The organism is Romboutsia sp., assembly GCF_056995035.1.
In genome coordinates, this window is record NZ_JBXKIW010000043.1 from 48,711 (window position 1) to 72,177 (window position 23,467).

Annotated in this window: 20 protein-coding genes; 15 read left to right on the forward strand and 5 right to left on the reverse strand. The window is 28.4% G+C overall.

What is annotated here, in order from left to right; genetic code table 11:
- Positions 1 to 41 precede the first annotated feature (41 nt).
- Positions 42 to 1,739, forward strand: coding sequence for a fibronectin type III domain-containing protein (locus tag AC11VW_RS05355; RefSeq protein WP_484300362.1), 1,698 nt, complete (start codon positions 42 to 44; stop codon positions 1,737 to 1,739).
- 40 nt (positions 1,740 to 1,779) lie between these two features.
- Here the strand turns inward: AC11VW_RS05355 and AC11VW_RS05360 are convergent, their stop codons facing one another.
- On the reverse strand, positions 1,780 to 2,538 hold the full coding sequence (locus tag AC11VW_RS05360) for an alpha/beta fold hydrolase (protein ID WP_484300363.1): 759 nt from the start codon (positions 2,536 to 2,538) through the stop codon (positions 1,780 to 1,782).
- Positions 2,539 to 2,852: 314 nt separating this feature from the next.
- Between AC11VW_RS05360 and AC11VW_RS05365 the strand changes: the two genes are divergently transcribed.
- The 4 genes from AC11VW_RS05365 to AC11VW_RS05380 all read left to right on the forward strand — a co-directional run bounded on the left by AC11VW_RS05365 (position 2,853) and on the right by AC11VW_RS05380 (position 6,670).
- Positions 2,853 to 3,527, forward strand: coding sequence for a response regulator transcription factor (locus tag AC11VW_RS05365; RefSeq protein ID WP_484300364.1), 675 nt, complete (start codon positions 2,853 to 2,855; stop codon positions 3,525 to 3,527).
- Positions 3,524 to 4,990: a sensor histidine kinase gene (locus AC11VW_RS05370; protein ID WP_484300365.1), complete on the forward strand. Its 1,467-nt coding sequence runs from the start codon at positions 3,524 to 3,526 to the stop codon at positions 4,988 to 4,990. Before AC11VW_RS05365 ends, AC11VW_RS05370 begins: the two co-directional genes overlap by 4 nt.
- Positions 4,991 to 5,085: 95 nt before the next feature.
- Entirely contained in the window at positions 5,086 to 5,943 is an 858-nt protein-coding gene (locus AC11VW_RS05375; protein WP_484300366.1) for a 4Fe-4S binding protein, read from the forward strand.
- The gene (locus tag AC11VW_RS05380; protein WP_484300367.1) at positions 5,933 to 6,670 is read left to right on the forward strand and encodes a hypothetical protein; all 738 of its coding nucleotides are present in this window, start codon (positions 5,933 to 5,935) and stop codon (positions 6,668 to 6,670) included. Before AC11VW_RS05375 ends, AC11VW_RS05380 begins: the two co-directional genes overlap by 11 nt.
- 73 nt (positions 6,671 to 6,743) lie before the next feature.
- Here the strand turns inward: AC11VW_RS05380 and AC11VW_RS05385 are convergent, their stop codons facing one another.
- Together AC11VW_RS05385 and AC11VW_RS05390 are read right to left on the reverse strand one after the other, a co-directional pair.
- A complete protein-coding gene (locus AC11VW_RS05385) occupies positions 6,744 to 7,196 on the reverse strand; it encodes a DMT family transporter (protein WP_484300368.1) in 453 nt (150 codons plus the stop codon).
- A gap of 14 nt (positions 7,197 to 7,210) precedes the next feature.
- Positions 7,211 to 7,633: a DMT family transporter gene (locus AC11VW_RS05390; protein ID WP_484300369.1), complete on the reverse strand. Its 423-nt coding sequence runs from the start codon at positions 7,631 to 7,633 to the stop codon at positions 7,211 to 7,213.
- 129 nt (positions 7,634 to 7,762) lie between these two features.
- Here AC11VW_RS05390 and AC11VW_RS05395 point away from each other — a divergent pair, with 129 nt between their 5' ends.
- From AC11VW_RS05395 to AC11VW_RS05405, 3 genes are all read left to right on the forward strand, one after another.
- The gene (locus tag AC11VW_RS05395; protein WP_484300370.1) at positions 7,763 to 8,455 is read left to right on the forward strand and encodes a cyclic nucleotide-binding domain-containing protein; all 693 of its coding nucleotides are present in this window, start codon (positions 7,763 to 7,765) and stop codon (positions 8,453 to 8,455) included.
- A gap of 435 nt (positions 8,456 to 8,890) precedes the next feature.
- Positions 8,891 to 10,162: a hypothetical protein gene (locus tag AC11VW_RS05400; protein ID WP_484300371.1), complete on the forward strand. Its 1,272-nt coding sequence runs from the start codon at positions 8,891 to 8,893 to the stop codon at positions 10,160 to 10,162.
- Positions 10,163 to 10,525: 363 nt separating this feature from the next.
- Positions 10,526 to 10,870: a zinc ribbon domain-containing protein YjdM gene (locus AC11VW_RS05405; protein WP_484300387.1), complete on the forward strand. Its 345-nt coding sequence runs from the start codon at positions 10,526 to 10,528 to the stop codon at positions 10,868 to 10,870.
- Between the two features lie 82 nt (positions 10,871 to 10,952).
- Here the strand turns inward: AC11VW_RS05405 and AC11VW_RS05410 are convergent, their stop codons facing one another.
- Positions 10,953 to 11,927 carry an L-threonine 3-dehydrogenase gene (locus tag AC11VW_RS05410; RefSeq protein ID WP_484300372.1) on the reverse strand — a complete coding sequence of 325 codons (975 nt, stop codon included), beginning with the start codon at positions 11,925 to 11,927 and terminating at the stop codon, positions 10,953 to 10,955.
- Positions 11,928 to 11,966: 39 nt separating this feature from the next.
- The gene (locus tag AC11VW_RS05415) at positions 11,967 to 13,175 is read right to left on the reverse strand and encodes a glycine C-acetyltransferase (protein WP_484300373.1); all 1,209 of its coding nucleotides are present in this window, start codon (positions 13,173 to 13,175) and stop codon (positions 11,967 to 11,969) included.
- Between the two features lie 576 nt (positions 13,176 to 13,751).
- Here AC11VW_RS05415 and arcA point away from each other — a divergent pair.
- The 7 genes from arcA to AC11VW_RS05450 all read left to right on the forward strand — a co-directional run bounded on the left by arcA (position 13,752) and on the right by AC11VW_RS05450 (position 23,287).
- Complete coding sequence (arcA, locus tag AC11VW_RS05420; protein ID WP_484300374.1) at positions 13,752 to 14,972, forward strand: arginine deiminase; 1,221 nt, start codon at positions 13,752 to 13,754, stop codon at positions 14,970 to 14,972.
- A gap of 54 nt (positions 14,973 to 15,026) precedes the next feature.
- The gene (gene argF / locus AC11VW_RS05425; RefSeq protein ID WP_484300375.1) at positions 15,027 to 16,022 is read left to right on the forward strand and encodes an ornithine carbamoyltransferase; all 996 of its coding nucleotides are present in this window, start codon (positions 15,027 to 15,029) and stop codon (positions 16,020 to 16,022) included.
- A gap of 103 nt (positions 16,023 to 16,125) precedes the next feature.
- On the forward strand, positions 16,126 to 17,085 hold the full coding sequence (arcC, locus tag AC11VW_RS05430) for a carbamate kinase (RefSeq protein WP_484300376.1): 960 nt from the start codon (positions 16,126 to 16,128) through the stop codon (positions 17,083 to 17,085).
- 181 nt (positions 17,086 to 17,266) lie between these two features.
- Positions 17,267 to 18,757: a phytoene desaturase family protein gene (locus AC11VW_RS05435; protein ID WP_484300377.1), complete on the forward strand. Its 1,491-nt coding sequence runs from the start codon at positions 17,267 to 17,269 to the stop codon at positions 18,755 to 18,757.
- Positions 18,758 to 19,088: 331 nt separating this feature from the next.
- Positions 19,089 to 19,808 (forward strand): vitamin B12 dependent-methionine synthase activation domain-containing protein, encoded by a 720-nt coding sequence (locus tag AC11VW_RS05440; RefSeq protein WP_484300378.1) that lies wholly within the window; start codon positions 19,089 to 19,091, stop codon positions 19,806 to 19,808.
- Positions 19,780 to 22,170, forward strand: coding sequence for a homocysteine S-methyltransferase family protein (locus AC11VW_RS05445; RefSeq protein ID WP_484300379.1), 2,391 nt, complete (start codon positions 19,780 to 19,782; stop codon positions 22,168 to 22,170). Before AC11VW_RS05440 ends, AC11VW_RS05445 begins: the two co-directional genes overlap by 29 nt.
- A 157-nt stretch (positions 22,171 to 22,327) precedes the next feature.
- The gene (locus AC11VW_RS05450; RefSeq protein ID WP_484300380.1) at positions 22,328 to 23,287 is read left to right on the forward strand and encodes a carbohydrate kinase family protein; all 960 of its coding nucleotides are present in this window, start codon (positions 22,328 to 22,330) and stop codon (positions 23,285 to 23,287) included.
- Positions 23,288 to 23,467 lie beyond the last annotated feature (180 nt).

The following is a 23,467-nucleotide window of genomic DNA, read 5'->3' on the forward strand; positions in this document are numbered from 1 at the left end:
AATATAGGATGGAAATTTAAGTAAATTATATGGGGGAAAATATGAGAAAGTCGACAACAAAGTTAATAGCAATACTGTTAGCATTTACTTTAGTAAGTGTTAACATTGAATCTTTACATTACTCTTTTGCACAAGATGCAAGCCAGTCATCAGAAATAGTAGAAGGTTTAGAAGCAGACTATATAGATGTAAGTACTGTTAGGTTAGAATGGAATGAGGTTGATGATGCAAGTGGATATGAAATATACCGTTCAGATTTTAGTGAAGACAAATATGTTTTACTAGATACAGTATCTAAAGGTACTAATAAATACACAAACTCATCTTTAACATCAGCAACAAGTTATTATTATAAAGTAAGATTTTATAAAGAGACAAATGGTAATAAATATTACGGTGAATATTCAGATGTATTAAAAGCTACAACAAAACCATTAACACCTTCTGTTAGTGCACAACAAGCTAGCACAACAAGTGCAAAACTTACGTGGACTAATATAAGCGAAATAATAGATGGTTATGAAATATATATGTCAACATCAAAAGATGATGGATACAAAAGTGTAGGAACTACATCAAATAAAAGCTTTACAGTAAGTGGTTTAAGTCAAGATAAAACTTACTACTTTAAAGTAAGAGCATATAGAGTTATAGATGGTAATAAAGTTTATGGAGACTTTAGTACACCACAAAATTCATACTCAAAAACTACAGTAAATGGACTTATGACAACTTGTAGTAAAACTGCAGGACAAGCTTTAACAAACAAAATTAAAATTTCACCAGCTTACGGGCGTAAAGTATATTTACAAATGTTAAACCCTAGTACTAAAGCGTGGGAAACTAAGGCAACTTATACTACCTCAGCCAAAAACGAAGCAGAAATAAACTTAGTATATCCATCAGAGTGGTACGCTAAAGTATCATCGAGCTGGAGAGTATATATACCGTCTGTTTTAGGAGCGAGTAGTTACACAAGTCCAACTATAACAGTAACAGCAAAAAGAGTATACAACAATCCAAGTGGATATATACAATTAAAAGAAAAAATAACAGTTGAAGCTGGAGGAGCTAACCTAGTTAAAGGAACTATGGGACTTAGAGTTGCTCAAGTACAAAGAAAATTAGGTATGGGTCATTGTTGGGAAATAGTAGGTTCTAATACAATGGCTAAAGTAAAAGAATTTCAAAGACGAAATAGACTTCCGGCTACAGGAATTGTAGACATAAAAACATGGAAGAAACTTGGATTTAGTGAGGCTTCTTGGTATTCTTTAGATACATATGTTACACCAGTAAAAACAAATTTAACTAGTACAAAAGAAGATCATATAGAAACAATGATAAATACAGCTATGGGCTATTTAGGGACAGAGTATATAGTTGGAGCAGCTGGAAAACCAGGAACAGGAATAGATTGTAGTGGGCTTGTTATGCAATCAATGTATTCAGTAGGTATTGACCCTTCTCCAATTAGTGTAGTTCGTCATGCTAAACCAGGGTATGAGTACGAATCTCGTAACCTATTTAAACTTAAAACATTAAAACATGTAAATTATTCAGATCGTAAAAGAGGAGATTTAATCTTATATAGCGATTCTAAAGGTACGATAATACATGTTGCTATTTATTTAGGAAATGACAAAGTAATAGAATCTTGGCCAGAAAAAGTTGTAATATGGCCTATAAAAAACAGCCAAAGATCTCGTATAGCAGGAGTTGCTAGAGTATTTGGATAGAAATAAAAAGACTTGAAGATATAATTCTTCAAGTCTTTTTTTAAGGAATTAGAAAATTAATAGCCATTTCATTGAATTCTCTATATCCATCGATATTGCACATATGTCCTGCTCCATCAATAATGTGCAATTGGGAATTCTCATCTTTTTCTACATATCCCTTGGCTTTTGAGATGAATAAATGATCTTGGCTTCCGAATATGTAAAGTTTTTTGATATAATCTTTTTTAATCTCTCTCTTATTATAAAAATTTTGATTACTAATGATTAGGTTATACCAATCCAGAAAATCATTTCTTCTCATTTTCTTAGCTTCTTTGACAAAGAGTTTTCTAGATTCTTCATGATTTTTCTTTGGCATCATAATCAAAGCAAATAAGTTATAAAGAGCAGAGTGTGGTATGAAGTGTTTAAACATATTTCCAAGCTTTAGTAACATACTATTAAAAAAATTTATATTCTTAACTGCAGCACCATATACAATGGACTTTATTTTATGGGGATAATTCTCATAAATCAAATCTACTACTACGTTACCAAGGCACATACCTACAAAGTAAGCAGATTGAATGTTTTCATGATTAATAATATCAATAATATCTTTAGCAATATCATTTACTTCCATACCACTTATTCCCTTATTTGATTTGCCATGTCCATGTAAATCAATAAGTAGAAGGTTAAATTTCTCCTGAAAAGTCTTTAGCTGTTTATAATAAGTTACTGAACTTCCACCTAAGGGATGGATAAATACAACCCAATCTTTTTTACCGTTATCTTTTTTTCTGTAATATAGCAACTGTCTTCCTCCAAATCATCTTATGCATAAATTATAATGTTAAATAGTCAGAATCAATATTATCATGGTTGTATACTAACAATCAATAATTTTAATAATTGAAGCTGAATCTAATGAAATTAATTATAATGATACGAAATAAAGTAGGGGAAATAAGTGGTTTCAAAGCAATGATAGAGAAAAAAATCATACAATATAGAGTTTGGAGAGCTTTGCAACATAAAAAATAACTTTTTGCGAAGTTTTATTAGTTATGGTTTTTTAGTGCAAGAATTTATGTATAATAAAATTAAGAAAAAGTTGGAGGTGGTATTTTGGCCCTTAAAAAAATACTTATAGTTGAAGATGAAGAAAGAATGAGAAGACTGATAGGGGATTATTTAAAAAGGGAAGGCTTTAAAATAATAGAAGCAGAGGATGGAAAAAAGGCTTTGGAGTCTTTTGAAAGTGAAAATATAGATTTAATTATTTTAGATATAATGTTACCAGAATATGACGGATGGGCAGTTTGTAGAGAAATAAGAAAATCATCTAAGGTTCCTATTATTATGCTTACTGCAAGAAGTGAAGAATCTGATGAATTATTTGGATTTGAATTGGGAGCAGATGAATATGTAACTAAACCCTTTAGTCCCAAAATATTAGTTGCAAGGGTTAATGACCTATTAAGAAGAACTAATGCAATAATAGAAGGTATTGTATGTATTCAGGGGATAGAGGTAGATCAGATAGGTCATAGGGTCCTAATTGATGGTAATGAAGTAGAGATGACACCTAAGGAATATGAATTATTAGACTTTATGATTAAAAATGTAGGTCAGGCATTGACTAGGGAGCAAATATTAGATCAAGTATGGGGATATAACTATTATGGAGATCTTAGAACAGTAGACACACATATAAAGAGGTTAAGAATAAAGCTTGATGAAAAAAGTAATCTTATCCAAACAGTAAGAGGGATTGGATATAGATTTGAGGTGAAAAAATGAAGAAATCCATATGGATTAAACTATTTTCAATCATAACTATATTTGCTCTTATAATTGTTGGTATATCATGGTTAATAAATATCAAGTATTTAGAGAGCTTTTACATAAAAAACAAAGAAGAAAGCCTTATTAAATATGGACAAGAAATAAAGAAAACTTTTGCTAATGATAGTGGTGATATAGATATTGAACTTAAACTGCAGAAAATTGAAAAAAGTATAAACGGGGATATAATGATTTTCTCACCTAAAGGAGAATTAAAATATAATTCGTCAACAAGGAAACAGTTAGGGCGAATATCTGGAGGGGAAAATAGAAATTTTCCATTTACTAATGAAGATCATAATGTGTTAGTAGAAGGAAAAACCATTATAAAAAGATATTTACATCCCCATCTAGGAATTGAATTTTTAGCCCTTGGTCTTATTTTGCCTAACGAGGATTTTCTCATGATAGAAATCTCTATTGCAGATATTAATGAAAGTGTAGATATTGCAAATGATTTTTATGTTTATATTGTGATTGCTTCATTATTAATTGGTACAATAGTAGCATTTTTGATTTCAAAGTGGTTTACTAAACCAATAATAAAACTAAATAATGTGGCAAAAAGTATGTCTGATCTTAATTTTGATAAGAGGTACGAAGTAAAAACAAATGATGAAATTGGGGAATTAGGAAAATCTATAAACTATCTCTCAGAAAGGCTAAGTACAACAATATTTGATTTGAATCAGGCAAATGAAAAGCTTAAAGAGGATATTGAAAGAGAAAGAAAAATAGATATAATGAGAAAGGAATTTATATCTAGTGTATCTCATGAATTGAAAACCCCAATTGCATTAGTTCAAGGTTATGCAGAGGGTCTTAATGATAATATAGCCAGTAATATTGAGGATAGAAGTTTTTACTGTGAGGTAATAATTGATGAAACAGAGAAAATGAATAAATTAGTAAAGGATTTATTAAATCTTTCTCAAATCGAATCTGGTCATATAAGCTTAGATGTAGAAAAATTTGATTTAATAGATACGGTAGAAGGAGTAGTAAATAAATATAGGCCTATATTAAATGAAAAGGAAATTTCTTTATCTATAAACAAAGAAATTAATATTGCAATGGTTAGTGGAGATGTACCTAGAATAGAACAGGTTTTAGTAAACTTTATTAATAATGCACTTAATCATATTAATAGTAAAAGGTTTTTAAGCATAAATATTTCATCCTCTGATGATAGGGTTAAAATAGGAATATTTAATACAGGCAGTAACATTGAAAAGGATGAAATAGAAAAGATATGGCAAAGTTTTTATAAGGTTGATAAGGCTAGGACAAGGAAATATGGCGGAACTGGACTTGGCTTGTCTATAGTCAAAGGAATACTAGACTTACATAATAGTAATTATGGAGTTATTAATAGAGATGATGGAGTAGAATTTTGGTTTGATATGAAATTTATTTAATTGTCACATGGTTGTCACATAATTGTCACAAATCTCCTTTATTATTAGATTTAAGAAAGTAGTAAAAATCTAATAATAAAGGAGGTTTTATTTTTATGAAAAAGAAGTCTACTAAAGAAATACGAGTAAGGTCAGTAATACAAATAATTTTCTTTGTACTAATAGGCATAATAGCGATTAATCATAATTTAGAGGAAAGTGGTAAGGCAATACCTTTATTATCATCAGCATCATTACATGCGTTATGTCCTTTTGGTGGAGTTGTAACACTACATCAATTTATTACTACAGGAACCTTTGTCCAAAAAATTAATGAATCATCTATTGTTCTTATGACAATAGCATTTGTTTTAGCTATACTATTTGGACCTGTTGTTTGTGGATGGGTATGCCCATTAGGATCTATTCAAGAATGGTTTGGAAAACTAGGGAAAAAGATATTCAAAACAAGGTTTAACAATATTGTATCAGCTAAATATGATAGATATTTAAGGTTTATTAGATATATTATTTTAGCTCAGGTTGTATATGTAATTAGTTCTACAGGAAAATTGATATTCCAAGATATAGACCCGTATTATGCATTATTCAACTTTTGGAGTGGCGAAGTTGCAATAGGTTCACTTATAATACTTGGAGTTACTTTGAGTTTATCTTTAATTATAGAAAGACCTTGGTGTAAATATGCATGTCCATTTGGAGCAGTTATGGGGATAAGTAATCTATTTAGGATCTTTAAAATAAAGAGAAATAAATCAACTTGTATATCTTGTGGAGCATGTGATAGATCTTGTCCAATGAATATTAATGTATCTGAGTCTAATATAATTAGAGATCATCAATGTATTAGCTGTATGAAATGTACATCGGAAGCAGCCTGTCCAATAAGTGATACAGTTGAATTCACTACTTCATCTAAGGAAACTAAGGAGGTTAAGCACCATGAAAATTAAATCTAATACTTTAGCAATCTTAGTGATAGTTATATTGTTTGGGGGAATATTTGCTAGTTCTACTATGAATATGTGGAAAACAGAGTGTACTAAGACACCAAATCGTATTACAGAGGGAACTTCTAAGGGAGAGTACAATCCTGAAGATATAAGGGGATCATATTCATTTAAAGATGTAAGTGAATTATTTGGTATTTCATTAGAAGATTTAGCTTATGCTTTTAATATACCTGAAGAAATTGAACCTTCAGATTTTAAAAATAAAGATTTGGAAAAACTTTATGATAACCAAGAATTTGAAATAGGAAATGGTTCTGTAAAATTATTTGTTGCTTTATATAAAGGATTACCATATGAATTACAGGATGATACCTATTTGTTAGAAAATGCAGTTCAAATATTAAAGGATAAAGCAGATCTAACTAAGGAGCAGCTAGAATTTTTGGATTCCCACACGATTGACATTAAAGAAGTAAATATAAATAAGGATGCTAAGATAAATATTGATGTTGAGCAAGAAGAGCACGACGAAGAATATGCTGCTGTAAAAGGAAAGACTACATTTAAAGATGTTATTGATTGGGGTGTAAGTAAAGAGAAAATTGAGGAAATTATAGGATCATCAATACCTAATCCTGTAATGAACATAAGGGACTATTGTATAGATAATGGATTAAGTTTTTCTACAATTAAATCAGCTATGCAAGAAGAAGTGGATAAATATTAACAACTTAATTTGTTATGGATAATAAAGTGTGTAAACATCAATTAAGAGGATACACACTTTATTTATTTTTAGATTATTCATATGCTTTACATGATTCATTTTTGTCAATAAACATATTGTATGTTAGACCTATAAAAACTAATAACCCTCCAATAATCGTACCTTTTGATATTATACCTGAAAAATAGTAATCTATTATAATTCCTGCAAAAATTTGACCAACAAATATAATAATAGTTAAATAAAAAGCTGAAATCTTTGGAGTAACAATATTAGATGCTGCAACAACTACAACTCCTACTAATCCTCCTAAATATGCCCAAAATGGAACATTTAACAAAGTATCTGTTGATAAAAGTGATGGTTCTTTATTAAAAATTAAAAATATAAATGATACAATTAATCCAATTGCATAATTATAAAAAGTTCCTTGGAAAATTCCTATTCTATTTGCTAAGTTTGAATTAATTAATCTTGCTACTGTAATTGAAATTCCTGCACAAATTGCGATTATCATATATAACATACATTTACCTCCTTTTAATAAAAACTCATTATAATAATTCCGAAAAATATTAAAGCAAATCCAATTATTTTTTTCTTATTAAATTTACTAACACTCATTCCTAATAGGCCATAGTTATCTATCATTATAGAAGAAACTGATTGTCCAAGTAGTCCTAGTGATAATGTTACAGATGCACCTAGAGCATTAAAAGAGATGTTGCTAAAAAGAACAGTAAGAACACCGATTGCTCCTGCACTGTACATGTATAGTGGAATATTTTTATGGATACTTATTTTATCTTTGTTAAGTATTAAAATAAAGCTAATGCCTAAAAGTCCTACTATATGAATAATTATACTTGAATAATTGTTCCCTATATAATTTGCCAAAACCCCATTAAAGGCAACCATTATTGATATTAATACACCTATTAATCCAGTATATAGATTGTACATTATATACCTCCTTAGTTTGTTTAATTTTATGATAACATATATATAGTTAGGGCTATTATGACATTTGTCATATTAACGTATAATATAATAAGAAAAATTTATATCAAAATTATTTTGGAGGGGAACTGTGTGATAAAAGTTAATGATAATGAAAAATTAAACTATTATATATCTAAATACAATTTAGATGAAATTTTTAGCATTGATATGAAACCTTATATGGATCTTGTAATGTTTAATAAAAATGAACATATTTGTAAATCAGGTGAGACAATAAGCTATCTTTTTTTCTTAGTTCATGGAAAAGCAAAAGTTTACATATCACTAAGTAATGGAAAATCTCTTTTACTTTGTTTTAACAAGCCTCTTAAAGTAATTGGGGATGTGGAATTTATAAAAATTGATACAGCGGATTCGAATATTCAGGTTATAGAAAATGCTTATTGTGTAGTTATTCCATTAGAAAAGATTAGACAGTATGCACTAGATGATTCAAAATTTTTAAGGTACATAAGTAGCAGTTTAGGGGAAAAGCTTACAAAAATTTCAAAATATAGCTCAATTAATCTTTTATATCCACTAGAAAATAGATTGGCCAGCTATTTATTAGCTACAGCATCTTCTGACAATAGCGAGATAAGTGGTTTGACGAATGATTGTAATCTAACGGAAATGTCAGAATTACTTGGCACAAGCTATAGGCATTTACTTAGGACATTAAATAAACTATCTGATAGAGGAGCAATTAAAAAGAATAAGGACATTTATGAAATTATAGATGTAAGGATATTAGAAGATCTTGCAGGTGACTTATATGAATAAATTTATAGAGTGAAAATTCTAAAGGGAAGTACGGAAAACTGTATTAAAAGTAACGGAGCTAAAAATATTTTAGCTCTATTTGTGTGTGGGAGTGACTTTTCAGTAGTAGTTGTATGTGAAAAAGGAATAAAACAGGGAATTTTACAATGAATAGTCACAGGAGAAACTTTCTACGGATGTAGTTATTATTAATAAATATCGATGTTTTAATACTTAAAATTTAAATTTTAGTCCTATTTAAATATGCATGATAAAATAATTTTAATTATATATATATATCAATGAAAAATAGTGATTTTATAGAGTATTTTTTAGAAATAAGATATTATTATAATGGAGGAACATTTAATGGTTCAAAAAGTTAACTATTATACAAATAAGTGTAGAAAGTAAGAGACAGTATGTAAAATTTATAGTAATACGGAGAACATAAATATGGGAAAAACCACAAAAAAAATGAAAATAGTTATTATATCTATAGTGTCAGTAATGTTTATAGGGTTAATATTAACTGCAAAAGATATTTATCAAATATATATTAATAAAAATATAAATGAATTTACTCATGAAAACTTAGGGTTACTAAAATACAAAGTAACAAAGGATGAAAAAAATGAAATAAAAAAACTATCTAGTGTGAAAATGTATTTAACTGAAAAAAGGATAGAAAAAAATCAATTAGAACCAGGAGTATTAGAAAGTAAAGTTTCAAAATATTTAGATGAAAAATTAAATAAATATACTATAAAGTATCTGCTTAATGGATATGAACTTGAAGAAGATAGTAGTGTTAAAAGTGATTTAAATCAAAACAATACTTTAAATAAACTAAAAAGCACTTTAAGTGAAGAGGATTATAATAAACTAAAAACACTTGTAAAAGAATATGATGACGGTAATTACACAGCTAGAGATGATATAAGTTCTATTATAGAAAAATACAATAGTACATATCCTGATATAATAGCAACATATCTAACAGATAGTAATACTTTAGAATTAGAAGCATTCTTTGATATAACTAAGAATGCAGGCGTAGAATATAAGAATATAAAAGACGTAACTCCTAATAAATTATCTAAATCGGATTATGAACAATATCAAAATATATGGAATGAAATAAAATTTATATTACCTAATTCAGGACTTGAAAATTTTGATGAACTATACTTTTCAACAGACGGAAAGAACAATGAATTAGCATCTGTAACAGCTAATAATGAACAAGGTAGTAGATGGATAATGAGTATAGATTCTAAAGATGTAGGGACTAAGGATGATAAATCATTATTCTACGAAACTATATTTCACGAGTATTTTCACTATATGAGTCTAAATAATAATGAAGTTACTTACACTTATGATTATAATATGAAAAATTATTGTGAGGAAGGTATTGTTTCACACAATAATTCATATATAAATGAATTTTATAATAAGTTTTGGAAAGATATAATTGATGATAGAAATGCAGACAAGGATAATTTCTATTTTTATGAAAGACATAAAGATAGTTTTGTAGATGAATATGCATCAACAGATCCAGCAGAAGATTTAGCTGAAACATTTAGCTTTTTTATTTTAAAAGATAAACCTACCAGTAACAGTATAAAAGATGAGAAAATAAAATTTTTTTATAACTATGAAGAATTGGTTGAGTTAAGAAATTATTGCAGAGAAAAAATTAATTATATTTTTAAACAATAGTTAAATATGTACATCTTAAAGCTAAAGATAAAATTAAAAATTTAGTCATATTTCCTAAAATAATAAAAAATAATGAATTTATACATGAGTCTAATGCTAAAAATGGAGTAAAAAAATCTAAATTATCAGGCTATTATGAAGAAGCATATAGAGGAGCTAGAAGGCCATAATTATAAAATTATTTTTGGTTATAATATAAAATAAATAGTTTGGATGAAAAAGTAGATCTAACATATTTACATACAAATTATCAAAATCCTTAGTCAAAGTTTGTCAATAGGATGATAATATGGTATTATATAAGCCTAAAAGCAATTCTTTATAAAATAAGGGTTGAAAACAATGAACGGAGGAAATATAATTATGGAAAACTTACCAAATTGCCCAAAATGTAATTCAGAATATACTTACGAAGATGGAAGTCTTCTTGTTTGTCCAGAATGTTCTCATGAATGGTCTGTAGAAGCAGGAAATAGTGAAGATTCAAATGTTATAAAAGATGCAAATGGAAATATATTAAGTGATGGAGATGCTGTAACAGTAATTAAAGATCTTAAAGTAAAAGGAAGTTCATCATCTATAAAGATAGGAACAAAAGTAAAAAGCATACGTTTAGTTCCTGATGCAGCTGATGGACATGATATCGAATGTAAAATAGATGGTTTCGGAGCTATGAAATTAAAATCTAGCGTTGTTAAAAAAGCTTAATCATATACAAATTGGTCATAGATAAGAAAATATAAAAGAACTAGAGGAAAATTAAATTTCCTTTAGTTCTTTTAATATATAGTTATGCATTTTCTAAATCTGTGCTACAAATACCTTTAGCTGATAGCTTCAATAACATATCCTTAGTCATTTTAGCTAAATCATACTCAAATTTAAATCCCCATTCATTTATAGCACAAGATGGGTCTATAGAATTAGGCCAAGACTCTGCAATTGACTGACGAACAGGATCTACATTATATCCAAATTTAAAATCAGGTATATGTTTTTTTATTTCATTAGCAATTTCCTCAGGGTCAAAGTTCATAGCAGTGATATTAAATGCATTTCTATGAACTAACTTAGAACCATCTGCTTCAATTAAATCAACTATAGCGGCAAGAGCATCTGGCATATACATCATATCCATTTGAGTTCCTTTAGCTATAAATGAGTCGTATTTTTTATTTTTTAATGCCTCATAATATATATCAACAGCATAATCAGTAGTACCACCACCAGGAGGTGTTACATATGAGATTAGACCAGGGAATCTAACTCCTCTAGTATCTACTCCAAATTTATTGAAATAATAATCACATAATAATTCTCCTGCAACCTTAGTTACTCCATACATAGTGCTAGGTCTTTGAATTGTATCTTGCGGAGTTAAGTTTTTAGGTGAACTAGCACCAAAAGCAGCTATAGAACTAGGAGTAAATAATTTTAAATTTAGTTCTCTACAAACTTCTAAAATATTAGTAAGACCACCCATATTAAGTTGCCAAGCAACTTGAGGCTTTTGCTCTCCAACGGCAGAAAGCAAAGAAGCTAAGTGGATTATAGTATCTACATTATATTTTTTTGAAATCAAGGCCATAGAATTAACATCCATAACATCTAATGTTTCAAATATGCCATTTTCTGAAACTCCACTACCTTCAATAGAGCGTATATCAGTAGCTATAACATTATCAATACCATATTCATTCCTAAGCTTTGCAGTTAATTCAGAGCCTATTTGCCCTAATGCTCCTGTAATAAGTACTTTTTTCATATAACTTTACCCCCTGTAAATTTGCTTTAAAATAGAAACTTATATTATTCCTAACTCTTTGCCTACTTTTTCATATATAGATAAAGCATCATCTAGCATTTCTTTTGTATGAGCAGAAGTTGGCATATTTCTAACTCTTCCTGCTCCTTTTGGTACTGTAGGGAAGACTATAGATTTAGCGTAAACACCTTCTTCTAAAAGTCTTTTACTAAATAGTTGAGTTTTAGTTTCATCACCTATTATGCAAGGTGTTATAGGAGTTTCGCTATTACCTATATTAAATCCTAGAGATTTTAATCCGTTTTTTAGGTAATTTCCATTTTCCCATACCTTATTAACTAAAGAATCACTTTCCATAAGTATGTTTATAGATTCTGTACAAGCAGCACTAGATCCAGGAGTTAATGAAGTTGAGAATAAGAACGGTCTACCTCTTACTTTTAACCAATCAATAAGGTCTTTTGAACCAGCAACATATCCTCCAACAACACCTATAGCTTTGGATAAAGTACCTATTTGGAAGTCTATTTTATGAGATAATCCAAAGTGTTTACATGTTCCAGCACCTTTTCCAGTAACACCAGAACCATGAGCATCATCAACATATGTAATTAAATCAAATTCTTCTGATATTTTAACTATTTCTGGTAATTTTGCAATATCTCCATCCATTGAGAAGACTCCATCAGTTATAACCATTATTTTATTATATTGACCACTTTCTTGAGCAAACTTAGTTTTTTCTCTTAAATCATTCATGTCTGAATGTTTGTATCTTATAACTTTAGCTCCAGATAATCTGCATCCATCTATTATTGACGCATGGTTTAATTCATCTGATAATATAGCATCATTTTTATCCATAACAGCAGAAATAGCACCCATATTACAGTTAAAACCTGATTGAAAAGCAATTGCAGCCTCAGTTCCTTTAAATTTAGCAATAGCATTTTCAAGAATATCATGAACTTCAAGCGTTCCATTTATGGTTCTTACAGCACCAGCACCAGTACCATATTTATTTACTGCATCAATTTCAGCTTTTTTTAATCGATTATTTGTAGCAAGTCCAAGATAATTATTAGAAGATAAATTTATTAAATTCTTATTATCTATTGTTATTATTGGACCATTAGAGCTTTGAAGTGAATCTATTTTGTTATAAAGACCTTTTGATTTGAGTTCTATTAGATTTTCTGATAAAAACTTAGATAAAGACTTATTTTTAGTAGTAATATCGATACTCATTTAAACTTCTCCTTTAACTTTTTTAATTTTATAGATAAACCTTTCTTTATAAAATAGTGCAAATAGTAACTATTTTTATTGATTAAAGATTCTTTAAATAGTATTACTATTTATTATATATATGTATGCTTTAGGCTAGAGAATAATTCAAAATTAAAGTTACATTAAAGAAAAGGGAATATACTCATTAATAGCTGTAACACTTACTGGATTATCAATAGATTTTTTAATAGCAAAAATATAAAAAAACAGGAAAAACAAAGAACAATTATTAAAAATCCAAGAGGCATTATAATTTCAAGTTGAATATATAAAATAAAAGATGCTACTGAGTTTATTACAAAACTTAGTAACATCTTTTATTTTATATATAATTAATTTTATTAGTACTTAAAAATATAGACATAAAAATTAGTATGATACATAGAATTAGTTAGACAATAATCATAGTATATGAAACTAACATCAGAAAAATTATAATGAATTTGGTTTATAAAGTGGGGAAATTCATATAACAAGTAACAATGGATTATTTGAAAGTGTAAAAATCTAGTTATAAATGAGGGGGGAATGGCTATGGGAATTAAAGTAACTAGTGAAATCAAGACCTTGAAGAAAGTTTTGCTCCATAGGCCAGGTGTAGAGATAGAAAATTTAACACCTGAGTATCTAGAAAGGTTATTATTTGATGATATTCCATTTTTAGAGGTTGCTCAACAAGAACATGACACATTTGCAGAGATTTTAAGACTCAATGGAGTGGAAGTTGTTTACTTACATAAATTAGCTGCTCAAGTTATGATTGATGAAGAAGTAAAAGAACAATTTATAAATCAATTTATAAAAGAAGCTGGAATAACAAATCCAGAATTGCATAAAAATGTTTACGAGTTTTTGAATAAACTTGAAAACAATGAAGATTTAATAAAAAAAACAATGGCTGGTATAAACAAAAATGAATTACCCGCATTAAAGAACAAAACTTTATCTGATTTAGTAGAATGTAAATACCCATTTGTAGCAGATCCAATGCCAAATTTATATTTTACAAGAGATCCATTTGCAAGTATAGGAAATGGAGTAAGTTTAAATAAAATGTACTCTGTAACAAGAAATAGAGAGACTATATACGCTGATTATATATTTAAATATCACCCAGACTTCAGAGATCAAGTAGAAAGATTTTATGATAGAGATTTCGAATATCACATAGAAGGTGGAGATATATTAAATTTAAATGAAAAAACATTAGCTATAGGAATATCTCAAAGAACTCAAGCTGATGCAATAGAAAAAATAGCTAAACAAATATTTTTCAATAGTAAAAACACTGAATTAGAAAATATATTAGCATTTAATATACCTAATACTAGGGCATTTATGCACTTAGATACAGTATTTACCCAAATAGATTATGATAAATTTACGATTCATCCAGGTATACAAGGCCTACTACAAGTATTTCAGATAACTAAAGGAAAAGTAGAAGGAGAATTAAATATAGTAGAAGTTAATGCTAAGTTAGAAGATATACTATCGAAGCATCTTGGAGTAGATAAAGTTACTTTAATCCAGTGCGGTGGTGGAGACAAAGTTATAGCTGATAGAGAACAGTGGAATGATGGTTCAAACACATTATGCATAAAACCAGGAGAAGTGGTTGTTTATTCTAGAAATTACATAACAAACAAGTTATTAGTAGAAAATGGAATTAAGATACATGTAATACCATCAAGTGAATTATCAAGAGGTCGTGGTGGTCCAAGATGTATGTCAATGCCTTTAATCAGAGAATAATAATTTACGTGTTTTAAAGAAGTAAAATAAAAATTTATTAGGGGGATTTTTACAATGGGAGTTAATTTAAGAGGACGTTCATTTTTAAAATTACTAGATTTTTCAAGTGCAGAAATAAGATATTTATTAGATTTATCTAAAAACTTAAAGGATTTAAAAAGAGCTGGTGTAGTAAATAAAACGTTAGAAGGAAAAAATGTTGCTATATTATTTGAAAAAGATTCAACTAGAACTAGATGTGCATTTGAAGTTGGAGCTATGGATTTAGGAATGGGTGTAACTTATCTAGGGCCAACTGGTTCTCAAATGGGTAAAAAAGAATCTATAGCAGATACTGCTAGAGTTTTAGGAAGAATGTATGATGGTATAGAGTATAGAGGATATTCCCAAGAAATAGTTGAAGAATTATCTGCTAATGCTGGGGTACCAGTATGGAATGGATTAACTACTGAATTCCATCCAACTCAAATGATAGCGGATTTATTAACGATAGAAGAAAAATTAGGAAGATTAAAAGGTGTAAACTTTGTTTACATGGGAGACGCTAGAAATAATATGGGGAACTCTTTAATGGTTGCTTGTGCTAAAATGGGGTTAAACTTTACAGCTTGTGCTCCAAAGGAATTATTCCCAGACCCAGAGTTAATAGCTACTTGTAAAGAGATAGCCAAAGAAAATAGATGTAATATAACATTAACTGAAGATGTTATGGCAGCAACTAAGAACGCTGACGTTATATACACTGACGTTTGGGTATCTATGGGAGAACCAGACGAAGTCTGGGAAGCTAGAATATCTCAATTAAAACCATTCCAAGTTAATAAAGCTGTTATGGATAACGCTCATCCAGAGGCTATATTCATGCACTGTTTACCAGCATTCCATGATCTAAAAACTAAAGTAGGAGCTGAAATGCACGAAAAATTCGGTATAACTGAAATGGAAGTTACTGATGAAGTATTTGAATCTAAACAATCTGTTGTATTTGATGAAGCAGAAAACAGAATGCATACTATAAAAGCTATAATGGCTGCTACTATAGGTCAATAATATAAAAGCTAAGTTAAAGTAAAATACGTAACCCCCATTTTGTTATCGATAATATATATGGGGGTTATATTTATCTAGAATATATTTAATAGGGGGTAAAATTATGAAAAGATTAGTAATAGCTCTAGGGGGAAATGCACTAGGTAATAATGCTGAAGAACAATTAGAATTAGTTAAACATACAGCAAAAACAATAGTTGATCTATCTGAAGAAGGTTATAATGTGATAGTTGGACACGGAAATGGACCACAAGTAGGAATGATAAACTTAGCTATGGATTTTGCGGCTAATAATGGTGCAAATACTCCAAGTATGCCATTTGCAGAATGTGGATCAATGAGTCAAGGATATATAGGATATCATTTACAACAATCTATAAAAAATGAATTAAATTATAGGCAAATAAATAAAAATGTTGCAACTGTGGTTACTCAAGTTATAGTTGATGAAAATGATGAGGCATTTAGAAATTTAACTAAGCCAGTTGGCATGTTTTATACTAAACAAGAAGCGGATGAAATAACTATTAGGGAAGGATTTACCTTTATTGAAGATGCAGGAAGAGGATATAGGAGAGTTGTTGCTTCTCCACAACCACAAAAAATAGTTGAATTAGAAACAGTTAAGCAATTAGTTGATAATGGAAGTATAGTAATAACTGTTGGAGGAGGAGGAATACCAGTAATAGAAAAAGAAGATGGATCATTAGCCGGTGTAGCTGCTGTTATAGATAAAGATAAATCAAGTGCTAAATTAGCTAAAGACCTAGATGCTGAAATGTTAGTAATATTAACTGCTGTTGATAGAGTTTGTATAAACTTTAATAAACCAAATCAAGAAGAATTAGCATCTATAAGCTTAGAGGAAGCAGCTAAATATATAGAACAAGAACACTTTGCAAAAGGATCTATGTTACCAAAAGTAGAAGCTTGTGTAGATTACGTAGAATCATCTACTAGCGGTAAAGCTTTAATAACATCTTTAGAAAAAGCTAAAGAAGCATTACATGGAGCAACAGGAACTATAATATGTAAAGCTAAAGAAACTTTAAAGGTACAATAATAAAAATATTAATTAAAGAGAAAATGTTATTTTTATATATAAGAGCATTTTCTTTTTTATATACGGATATATAAAAAAATGAAGCTCTCTTAAACAATAGATGGAATTAAAATAAATAATAATGTATTTACTAGGAATACTAATTATATTATAAAAAATTACCATTAAGGGAGTGTGAATTATGGAAAAGGTACTTATCGTCGGGGGTGGAATTGGAGGACTTTGTACAGCAATAAGATTATTAAAGCAAGGATACAAAGTAACGGTACTAGAGAAAGAAAGAACTGTAGGAGGTAAAGTTAATATAAAAATTAGAGAAGGTGCTAGATTTGATTTAACATCATCTATATTAATGACCCCTAAAACATATACTGAAATTTTTGATTCAGTAGGAAAAGACTATAAAGATTATTTTGAATTAGTAAAAATAGATCCTGCATATAGAGTGAACTATAGTAATGGGGATAGGTATGATTTTTATAGTGATTTAAGTAAAATGGTGAGAGTACTAGAGAGTATGCAAGAAGGATTGTCTGTTGAATATTTAAGTTTTTTATCTAAATCATTAGAAAAATATTTACATAGTAAAAAATATTTTCTAAATAAACCTATGACAAACATAAATGAATTAACAAATATTAAGACCTTAAAAAAAATAATAGATATAAGACCATTTACAACAGTTAATAATTATTTACAAAATACGATAACTAATAAACAACTAGTAGAGTACCTAGAATTTCAATCTATGTATATAGGTGTAAATCCATATACTAATTCTAATTTATACACTTTAATACCTGCAATATCACACATCTATGGTCTATGGTATGTAAAAGGAGGTTTTTATAAATATATAGAAGCTTTAGAAAAATTGATTTTAGAACTAGGTGGAAAAATAGAAACTGAAAATAATGTGGAAAAAATATTAGTGAATAAGGATAAAGTTGTAGGGATTAAATCTAATAGAGGAATTTATAAATCAAATATAGTCATATGTAATGCTGATTATCCCTATGCTATAAATAATTTAATAAAGAAAGAAAAAAATACTAAAGCTAAAAAAATAAAAAAAGAAGATTATTCTTGTTCTACATTTATTATGTACTTAGGACTTAATAAAAAATACAGTGATTTACAAGTACATAACATTTATATAGGAGAAAATTTTAAAAATAATATAGAAAGTCCGTTTAAAGGTAAGATACCAGAAAACCCATCATTATATTTATACTATCCAAGTAAAATAGATGAATCTATAGCAGGATCTTTTGAAAGTATCTTGAATGTAATGGTAAGAGTACCTAATTTACAATATAAGAATATAAAATGGAACAAAGATAATATAAATAAATTTAGAAATAATATTATAAGACAAATAAAGAATGTAAAAGGATTAGAACACATAGAAAAAGAGATATTATATGAGTCTTACTTAACTCCAATACAATTAAAATATAAATTTAATTCATATAATGGAACAGCTTTTGGATTAAGTCATAAACTAAACCAAACAACGTATTTTAGACCACATATACAAGAAGAGGATATAAATGGGTTATATTTCATAGGCTCATCAACTCATCCTGGAAATGGAGTGTCTGTAATAATAGAGGGAAGTAAAATCATATCAAATAAAATATGTAAAAAATATAATAATAGTAATATTTAATCAAGATAGAAGAGATACGTACTTAAAGGATAATAAGAGTTCTATGTGAAACTATCGGGAAATGTTTAGTAAGATGCCAAATCTTAAGTATTAATTTATATATTAAAATATAATTTAATATATAAAAGATGTTATATATGCGAGTTTTAATATTTTGAAGTATAATATTATCATGTATATAAAATTAACATAACGGGGGAATTGAAATGCCAGCAGCTACAGCTATAGAATGTGAAAATTACAAAGATTTATCTTTATTTGGAGCTAAAGAATATGCTAGAGAAGCTTTAGAAAAAGGATTTGATCTTAATATATACGGAGAATAATTGATATGGAAAATAACTTTGTTAATCTGATTAATATAAATGAGAATGAAGTTTTAAGGTACTTAGAGTACAAAGGTCAAAAAATTAGTGATAATCTAAAAAACACTATTGATGAGTGTATTAAAATAACTAAAGGAAAGATAAACCCTCGATATATTTTGAGGGTTTATCCTATATTAAGAGAAAATTCAAATAGGGATGAAATACATATAAAAGGAAGTAATTTAAAATTAAATAGTAAAGATTTATATAACTTATTAGATAATTGTAATGAATGTATCATTATGATTGCTACATTGGGAATATATATTGAAAAAGAAATAAAAAAATATTCATATTCAGAATTAACAAAAAGTATAATAATAGATGCTTGTGCGACTACAGCAATAGAAGAAGTCTGTGATTTGATACAAAATAATATTGAAGAAAAGCTAAAAAATCAAGGTAAGTATATAACCATGAGGTATAGTCCAGGTTATGGAGATTTACCAATAGAAGTAAATAAAGAAATTATAAATCTTTTAAATTGTCAAAAAGAAATAGGACTAACTATAACAGAAAGTGGAATTATGATTCCTAGAAAATCGGTAGTAGCAATCATTGGGATAACACCAAATATAGTAAATAAAGTTAATAAATCGTGCTTAAATTGTTCAAATCAAATGACTTGTAAATATAAAAAGGGGGATGAGAATTATGGATGTAAGGGAATACATAAAAAATAATATATTAATATTTGATGGAGCTATGGGAACTATGCTTCAACAAAAGGGTTTAAAATTAGGCGAAAATCCCGAGATATTTGGATTACAAAACCCAAATAAGCTTATGGAAATACATAAATCATATTTAGATGCAGGCTCTAATGTAGTTACTACAAATACTTTTGGAGCTAATGAATTAAAATTAGATAAATTAGGATATACAGTTGAGGAAGTAGTAGATAATGCTGTTAACATGGCTAAATCTGCAATAGAAAAAACTGATAAATCTAAGCGTAGATACGTAGCATTAGATATAGGTCCAATAGGAGAAATGTTAGAACCTATGGGTACTTTGAGTTTTGATAATGCTTACGACATATTCAAAAGACAGGCTATACAAGGCGAAAAGTCAGGTGCGGATCTTATTATAATAGAAACTATGATGGATCTATATGAAGCTAAAGCAGCTGTTCTAGCCGTAAAAGAAAATACTAGGTTGCCTGTATTTTGTACAATGACATTTGATGAAAATGGAAGAAGTTTCACTGGATGTATGCCAGAGAGTATGATTGCAACTATTCAAGGGTTAGGAGTAGATGCTATTGGGGTTAACTGTTCATTAGGTCCAAAACAATTATTACCAATAGTTAAAAAAATAGCTACTATAGCGATGATACCTGTAATAGTTCAAGCTAATGCAGGATTACCTAAGATAGTAGATGGTCAGGCTATATATGATATAGATGCAGATGAATTTTATGAAGGTGTAAAAAACTTTGTTGAAGTAGGAGCATCTATAATAGGTGGATGTTGTGGTACTAATCCAAAATTCATAAATAAAATATCACAAAATTTAAGTGAACTTAAAATAGTTAATATTGAGAAGAAGAATAGTTGTGTAGTTTGTTCTCCATCTAAGTGTATTGAAATTAAATCACCTACAGTTATAGGAGAAAGGTTAAACCCAACAGGAAGGAAACTTTTAAAAGAAGCTCTTAAAAATAGCAACTTTGATTACATAATAAACTTAGGATTAGAGCAGATAAGTGGAGGAGCTGAAATTTTAAATATTAATGTTGGTTTACCAGATATAGACGAGGCAAAGATTATGCCTAAGGTTTTAAAAGAACTACAATCAGTAATAGATACACCACTACAAGTTGACTCATCAAATATAGAAGCTCTAGAACAAGGGCTTAGATATTATAATGGTAAGACTATAGCAAACTCTATAAACGGAAAAGAAGAATCGTTAAATACTATATTACCAATAGTAAAGAAGTATGGAGCTTGTGTAGTAGGTCTTACTTTAGATGAAAATGGAATACCTAAAACGGCACAAGGAAGATTTGAAATTGCAAAGAAAATAGTAGATAAAGCAGCCTCATATGGTATAGACAAAGAAGACATATTTATAGATTGTTTATCTTTAACAGTATCAGCACAACAGCAAGAAGCTATGGCAACTTTAGAGTGTATAAAGATGGTTAAAGAAAAATTAGGTGTAAAAACTATATTAGGGGTATCTAATATATCGTTTGGAACTCCAAATAGAAAAGCTTTAAATAATACATTCTTAACATTAGCATTAGGATACGGATTAGATTTACCTATAATAAATCCTAATGAAGATAGTATGATGGAAGCTATAAATTCATTCAAAGTTATAAAAAATATAGATAAGAATTGTATTAATTATATAAATAAATATAGTGGCTTTACAAATAATAAAAAAGTTATGAAAGATAAAGAATGCAGTAGTGAGCTATCTTTGGATCAAATAGTTGAAAGAGGACTAAAAGAAGATGCAAAATATATAACATTAAATCTTCTAGAGAAACACACAGAAAATAAAATTTTAGATGAAATGTTAATACCTGCATTAGATGAAGTAGGAAGAAAATATGATAGTGGAGAGATATTCTTACCACAATTAATTCAGTCTGCAGAAGCTGTTAAAGTAGCATTAAATGTAATAAAAGAAAACTTATTAAATAAAAATGATAAATCTGTATCTAAAGGCAAAATAATAGTAGCTACTGTAAAAGGTGATATCCATGATATAGGTAAAAATATAGTTAAGATAATGCTTGAAAACTATGGCTATGATGTAATAGATTTAGGAAAAGATGTACCCATTGAATCTGTAGTTAAGGAAGCAAAAGAAAGAAATATAAAATTAATAGGCTTAAGTGCATTAATGACAACAACAGTAAATAGCATGAAGCAAACAATAGAAGCATTAAGAGATGCAAACATAGATGTAAAAGTATTTGTAGGTGGAGCAGTTCTTACAGAAGAGTACGCACAAAATATAGGAGCGGACTATTACTCTAAAGACGCGAAATCAGCAGTTGAAATAGCTAAATTAAATTTTAAATAAAGAATGAGGGGGGAAGTTTTCCTTTTATCTTTATGACAAAATATGATAAAGTTCTTGTAAAAATATGTATATATGATATTAAAATACAAAATATATAGAAAAAACTCATAAGAATGTGATAAAATAGGTAGGTGATTCTTAGGGAGGGTAAACAACGATGATTGAAAAAAGACAACCTTATGCATTAGTTTTCGGAGTATCAGTTTTTGATATATGCGGATTTACAGATAGAAATTATAGATGTAGTGATTCTAATCCTGGTAAAGTAAAGACTTCTTTTGGAGGAGTTTGTAGAAATATAGCTGAATGTATGGCGCGAGTAGGTGTTAATACAAAATTTATATCTATTCTAGGTGATGATGAAACTGGAACTAGAATGATAGAACACTCTGAAATAATGAAATATGATATGAGCGAATCTTTAATTATTAAAGGCGGCCATACACCTACATACATGGCCATTTTAGACGAACAAGGTGAAATGGTATCTGCTGTAGTAGATATGAAAATAATTGATATGTTCACTACTGAATTTATAGATTCTAAATCAGATACAATAAAAAATTCAGAGTATATGATACTAGATTCAGATAGACCGGATATAGTGGAGCATATACTAAAAACATTTAGTGGGCATACTAAATTTATATTAGACCCAGTGTCTGCAGCAAAAGCAAAAAACATAAAGCATTTAATACAACATTTTCATACAATAAAACCAAATAGATATGAAGCAGAAATAATGTGTGGATTTAAAATACACAATGATGAAGATTTAAGAAAAGCAGGACAATACTTTATAGACTTAGGAATACAAAATGTATTTATAACATTAGATGAAGATGGAATATATTATAATAATGGAACAGAAGAAGGTAAAATAAAAGCTAATGATGTTAAAGTAATTAATGTTACTGGAGCAGGCGATTCCTTTGTTGCAGGTATTGCTAATGGATATATGAATAATATAAATATGGTTGATACTGTAAAATATGCAATAGCTATGTCAACTATAACTATAGCTACAGAAGAGACTATACACCCAGATATGTGCAATAATTTAGTTGAACAATATGTGGATAATATAAATTGGACTGAAATAAATTATAGTAAATAGAAATTTACTATATAAAAAATATACAAATATATAATTAAGTTTATATGTTAATCTGAAATACATGAGATTAATTAATATAAAAAATATTTTATCGTCAACAGATGAAAAGGCTAATAGGAATTTAAATTCCTATTAGCCTTTTTACATGATAATAATAAATTATAAAATATGTATATTAAT

Excerpts from the sequence above, each read along its gene's own strand:
- AC11VW_RS05390 (WP_484300369.1), bottom strand. The coding sequence starts at position 7,633 with ATGTACAATCTATATACTGGATTAATAGGTGTATTAATATCAATAATG.
- AC11VW_RS05440 (WP_484300378.1), top strand. The coding sequence starts at position 19,089 with ATGGAAAATAACTTTGTTAATCTGATTAATATAAATGAGAATGAAGTT.
- AC11VW_RS05380 (WP_484300367.1), top strand. The coding sequence starts at position 5,933 with ATGAAAATTAAATCTAATACTTTAGCAATCTTAGTGATAGTTATATTG.
- AC11VW_RS05435 (WP_484300377.1), top strand. The coding sequence starts at position 17,267 with ATGGAAAAGGTACTTATCGTCGGGGGTGGAATTGGAGGACTTTGTACA.
- AC11VW_RS05415 (WP_484300373.1), bottom strand. The coding sequence starts at position 13,175 with ATGAGTATCGATATTACTACTAAAAATAAGTCTTTATCTAAGTTTTTA.
- AC11VW_RS05445 (WP_484300379.1), top strand. The coding sequence starts at position 19,780 with ATGGATGTAAGGGAATACATAAAAAATAATATATTAATATTTGATGGA.
- AC11VW_RS05450 (WP_484300380.1), top strand. The coding sequence starts at position 22,328 with ATGATTGAAAAAAGACAACCTTATGCATTAGTTTTCGGAGTATCAGTT.
- AC11VW_RS05370 (WP_484300365.1), top strand. The coding sequence starts at position 3,524 with ATGAAGAAATCCATATGGATTAAACTATTTTCAATCATAACTATATTT.
- AC11VW_RS05405 (WP_484300387.1), top strand. The coding sequence starts at position 10,526 with ATGGAAAACTTACCAAATTGCCCAAAATGTAATTCAGAATATACTTAC.
- arcA (WP_484300374.1), top strand. The coding sequence starts at position 13,752 with ATGGGAATTAAAGTAACTAGTGAAATCAAGACCTTGAAGAAAGTTTTG.
- arcC (WP_484300376.1), top strand. The coding sequence starts at position 16,126 with ATGAAAAGATTAGTAATAGCTCTAGGGGGAAATGCACTAGGTAATAAT.
- AC11VW_RS05410 (WP_484300372.1), bottom strand. The coding sequence starts at position 11,927 with ATGAAAAAAGTACTTATTACAGGAGCATTAGGGCAAATAGGCTCTGAA.
- AC11VW_RS05355 (WP_484300362.1), top strand. The coding sequence starts at position 42 with ATGAGAAAGTCGACAACAAAGTTAATAGCAATACTGTTAGCATTTACT.
- argF (WP_484300375.1), top strand. The coding sequence starts at position 15,027 with ATGGGAGTTAATTTAAGAGGACGTTCATTTTTAAAATTACTAGATTTT.
- AC11VW_RS05400 (WP_484300371.1), top strand. The coding sequence starts at position 8,891 with ATGGGAAAAACCACAAAAAAAATGAAAATAGTTATTATATCTATAGTG.
- AC11VW_RS05375 (WP_484300366.1), top strand. The coding sequence starts at position 5,086 with ATGAAAAAGAAGTCTACTAAAGAAATACGAGTAAGGTCAGTAATACAA.
- AC11VW_RS05385 (WP_484300368.1), bottom strand. The coding sequence starts at position 7,196 with ATGTTATATATGATAATCGCAATTTGTGCAGGAATTTCAATTACAGTA.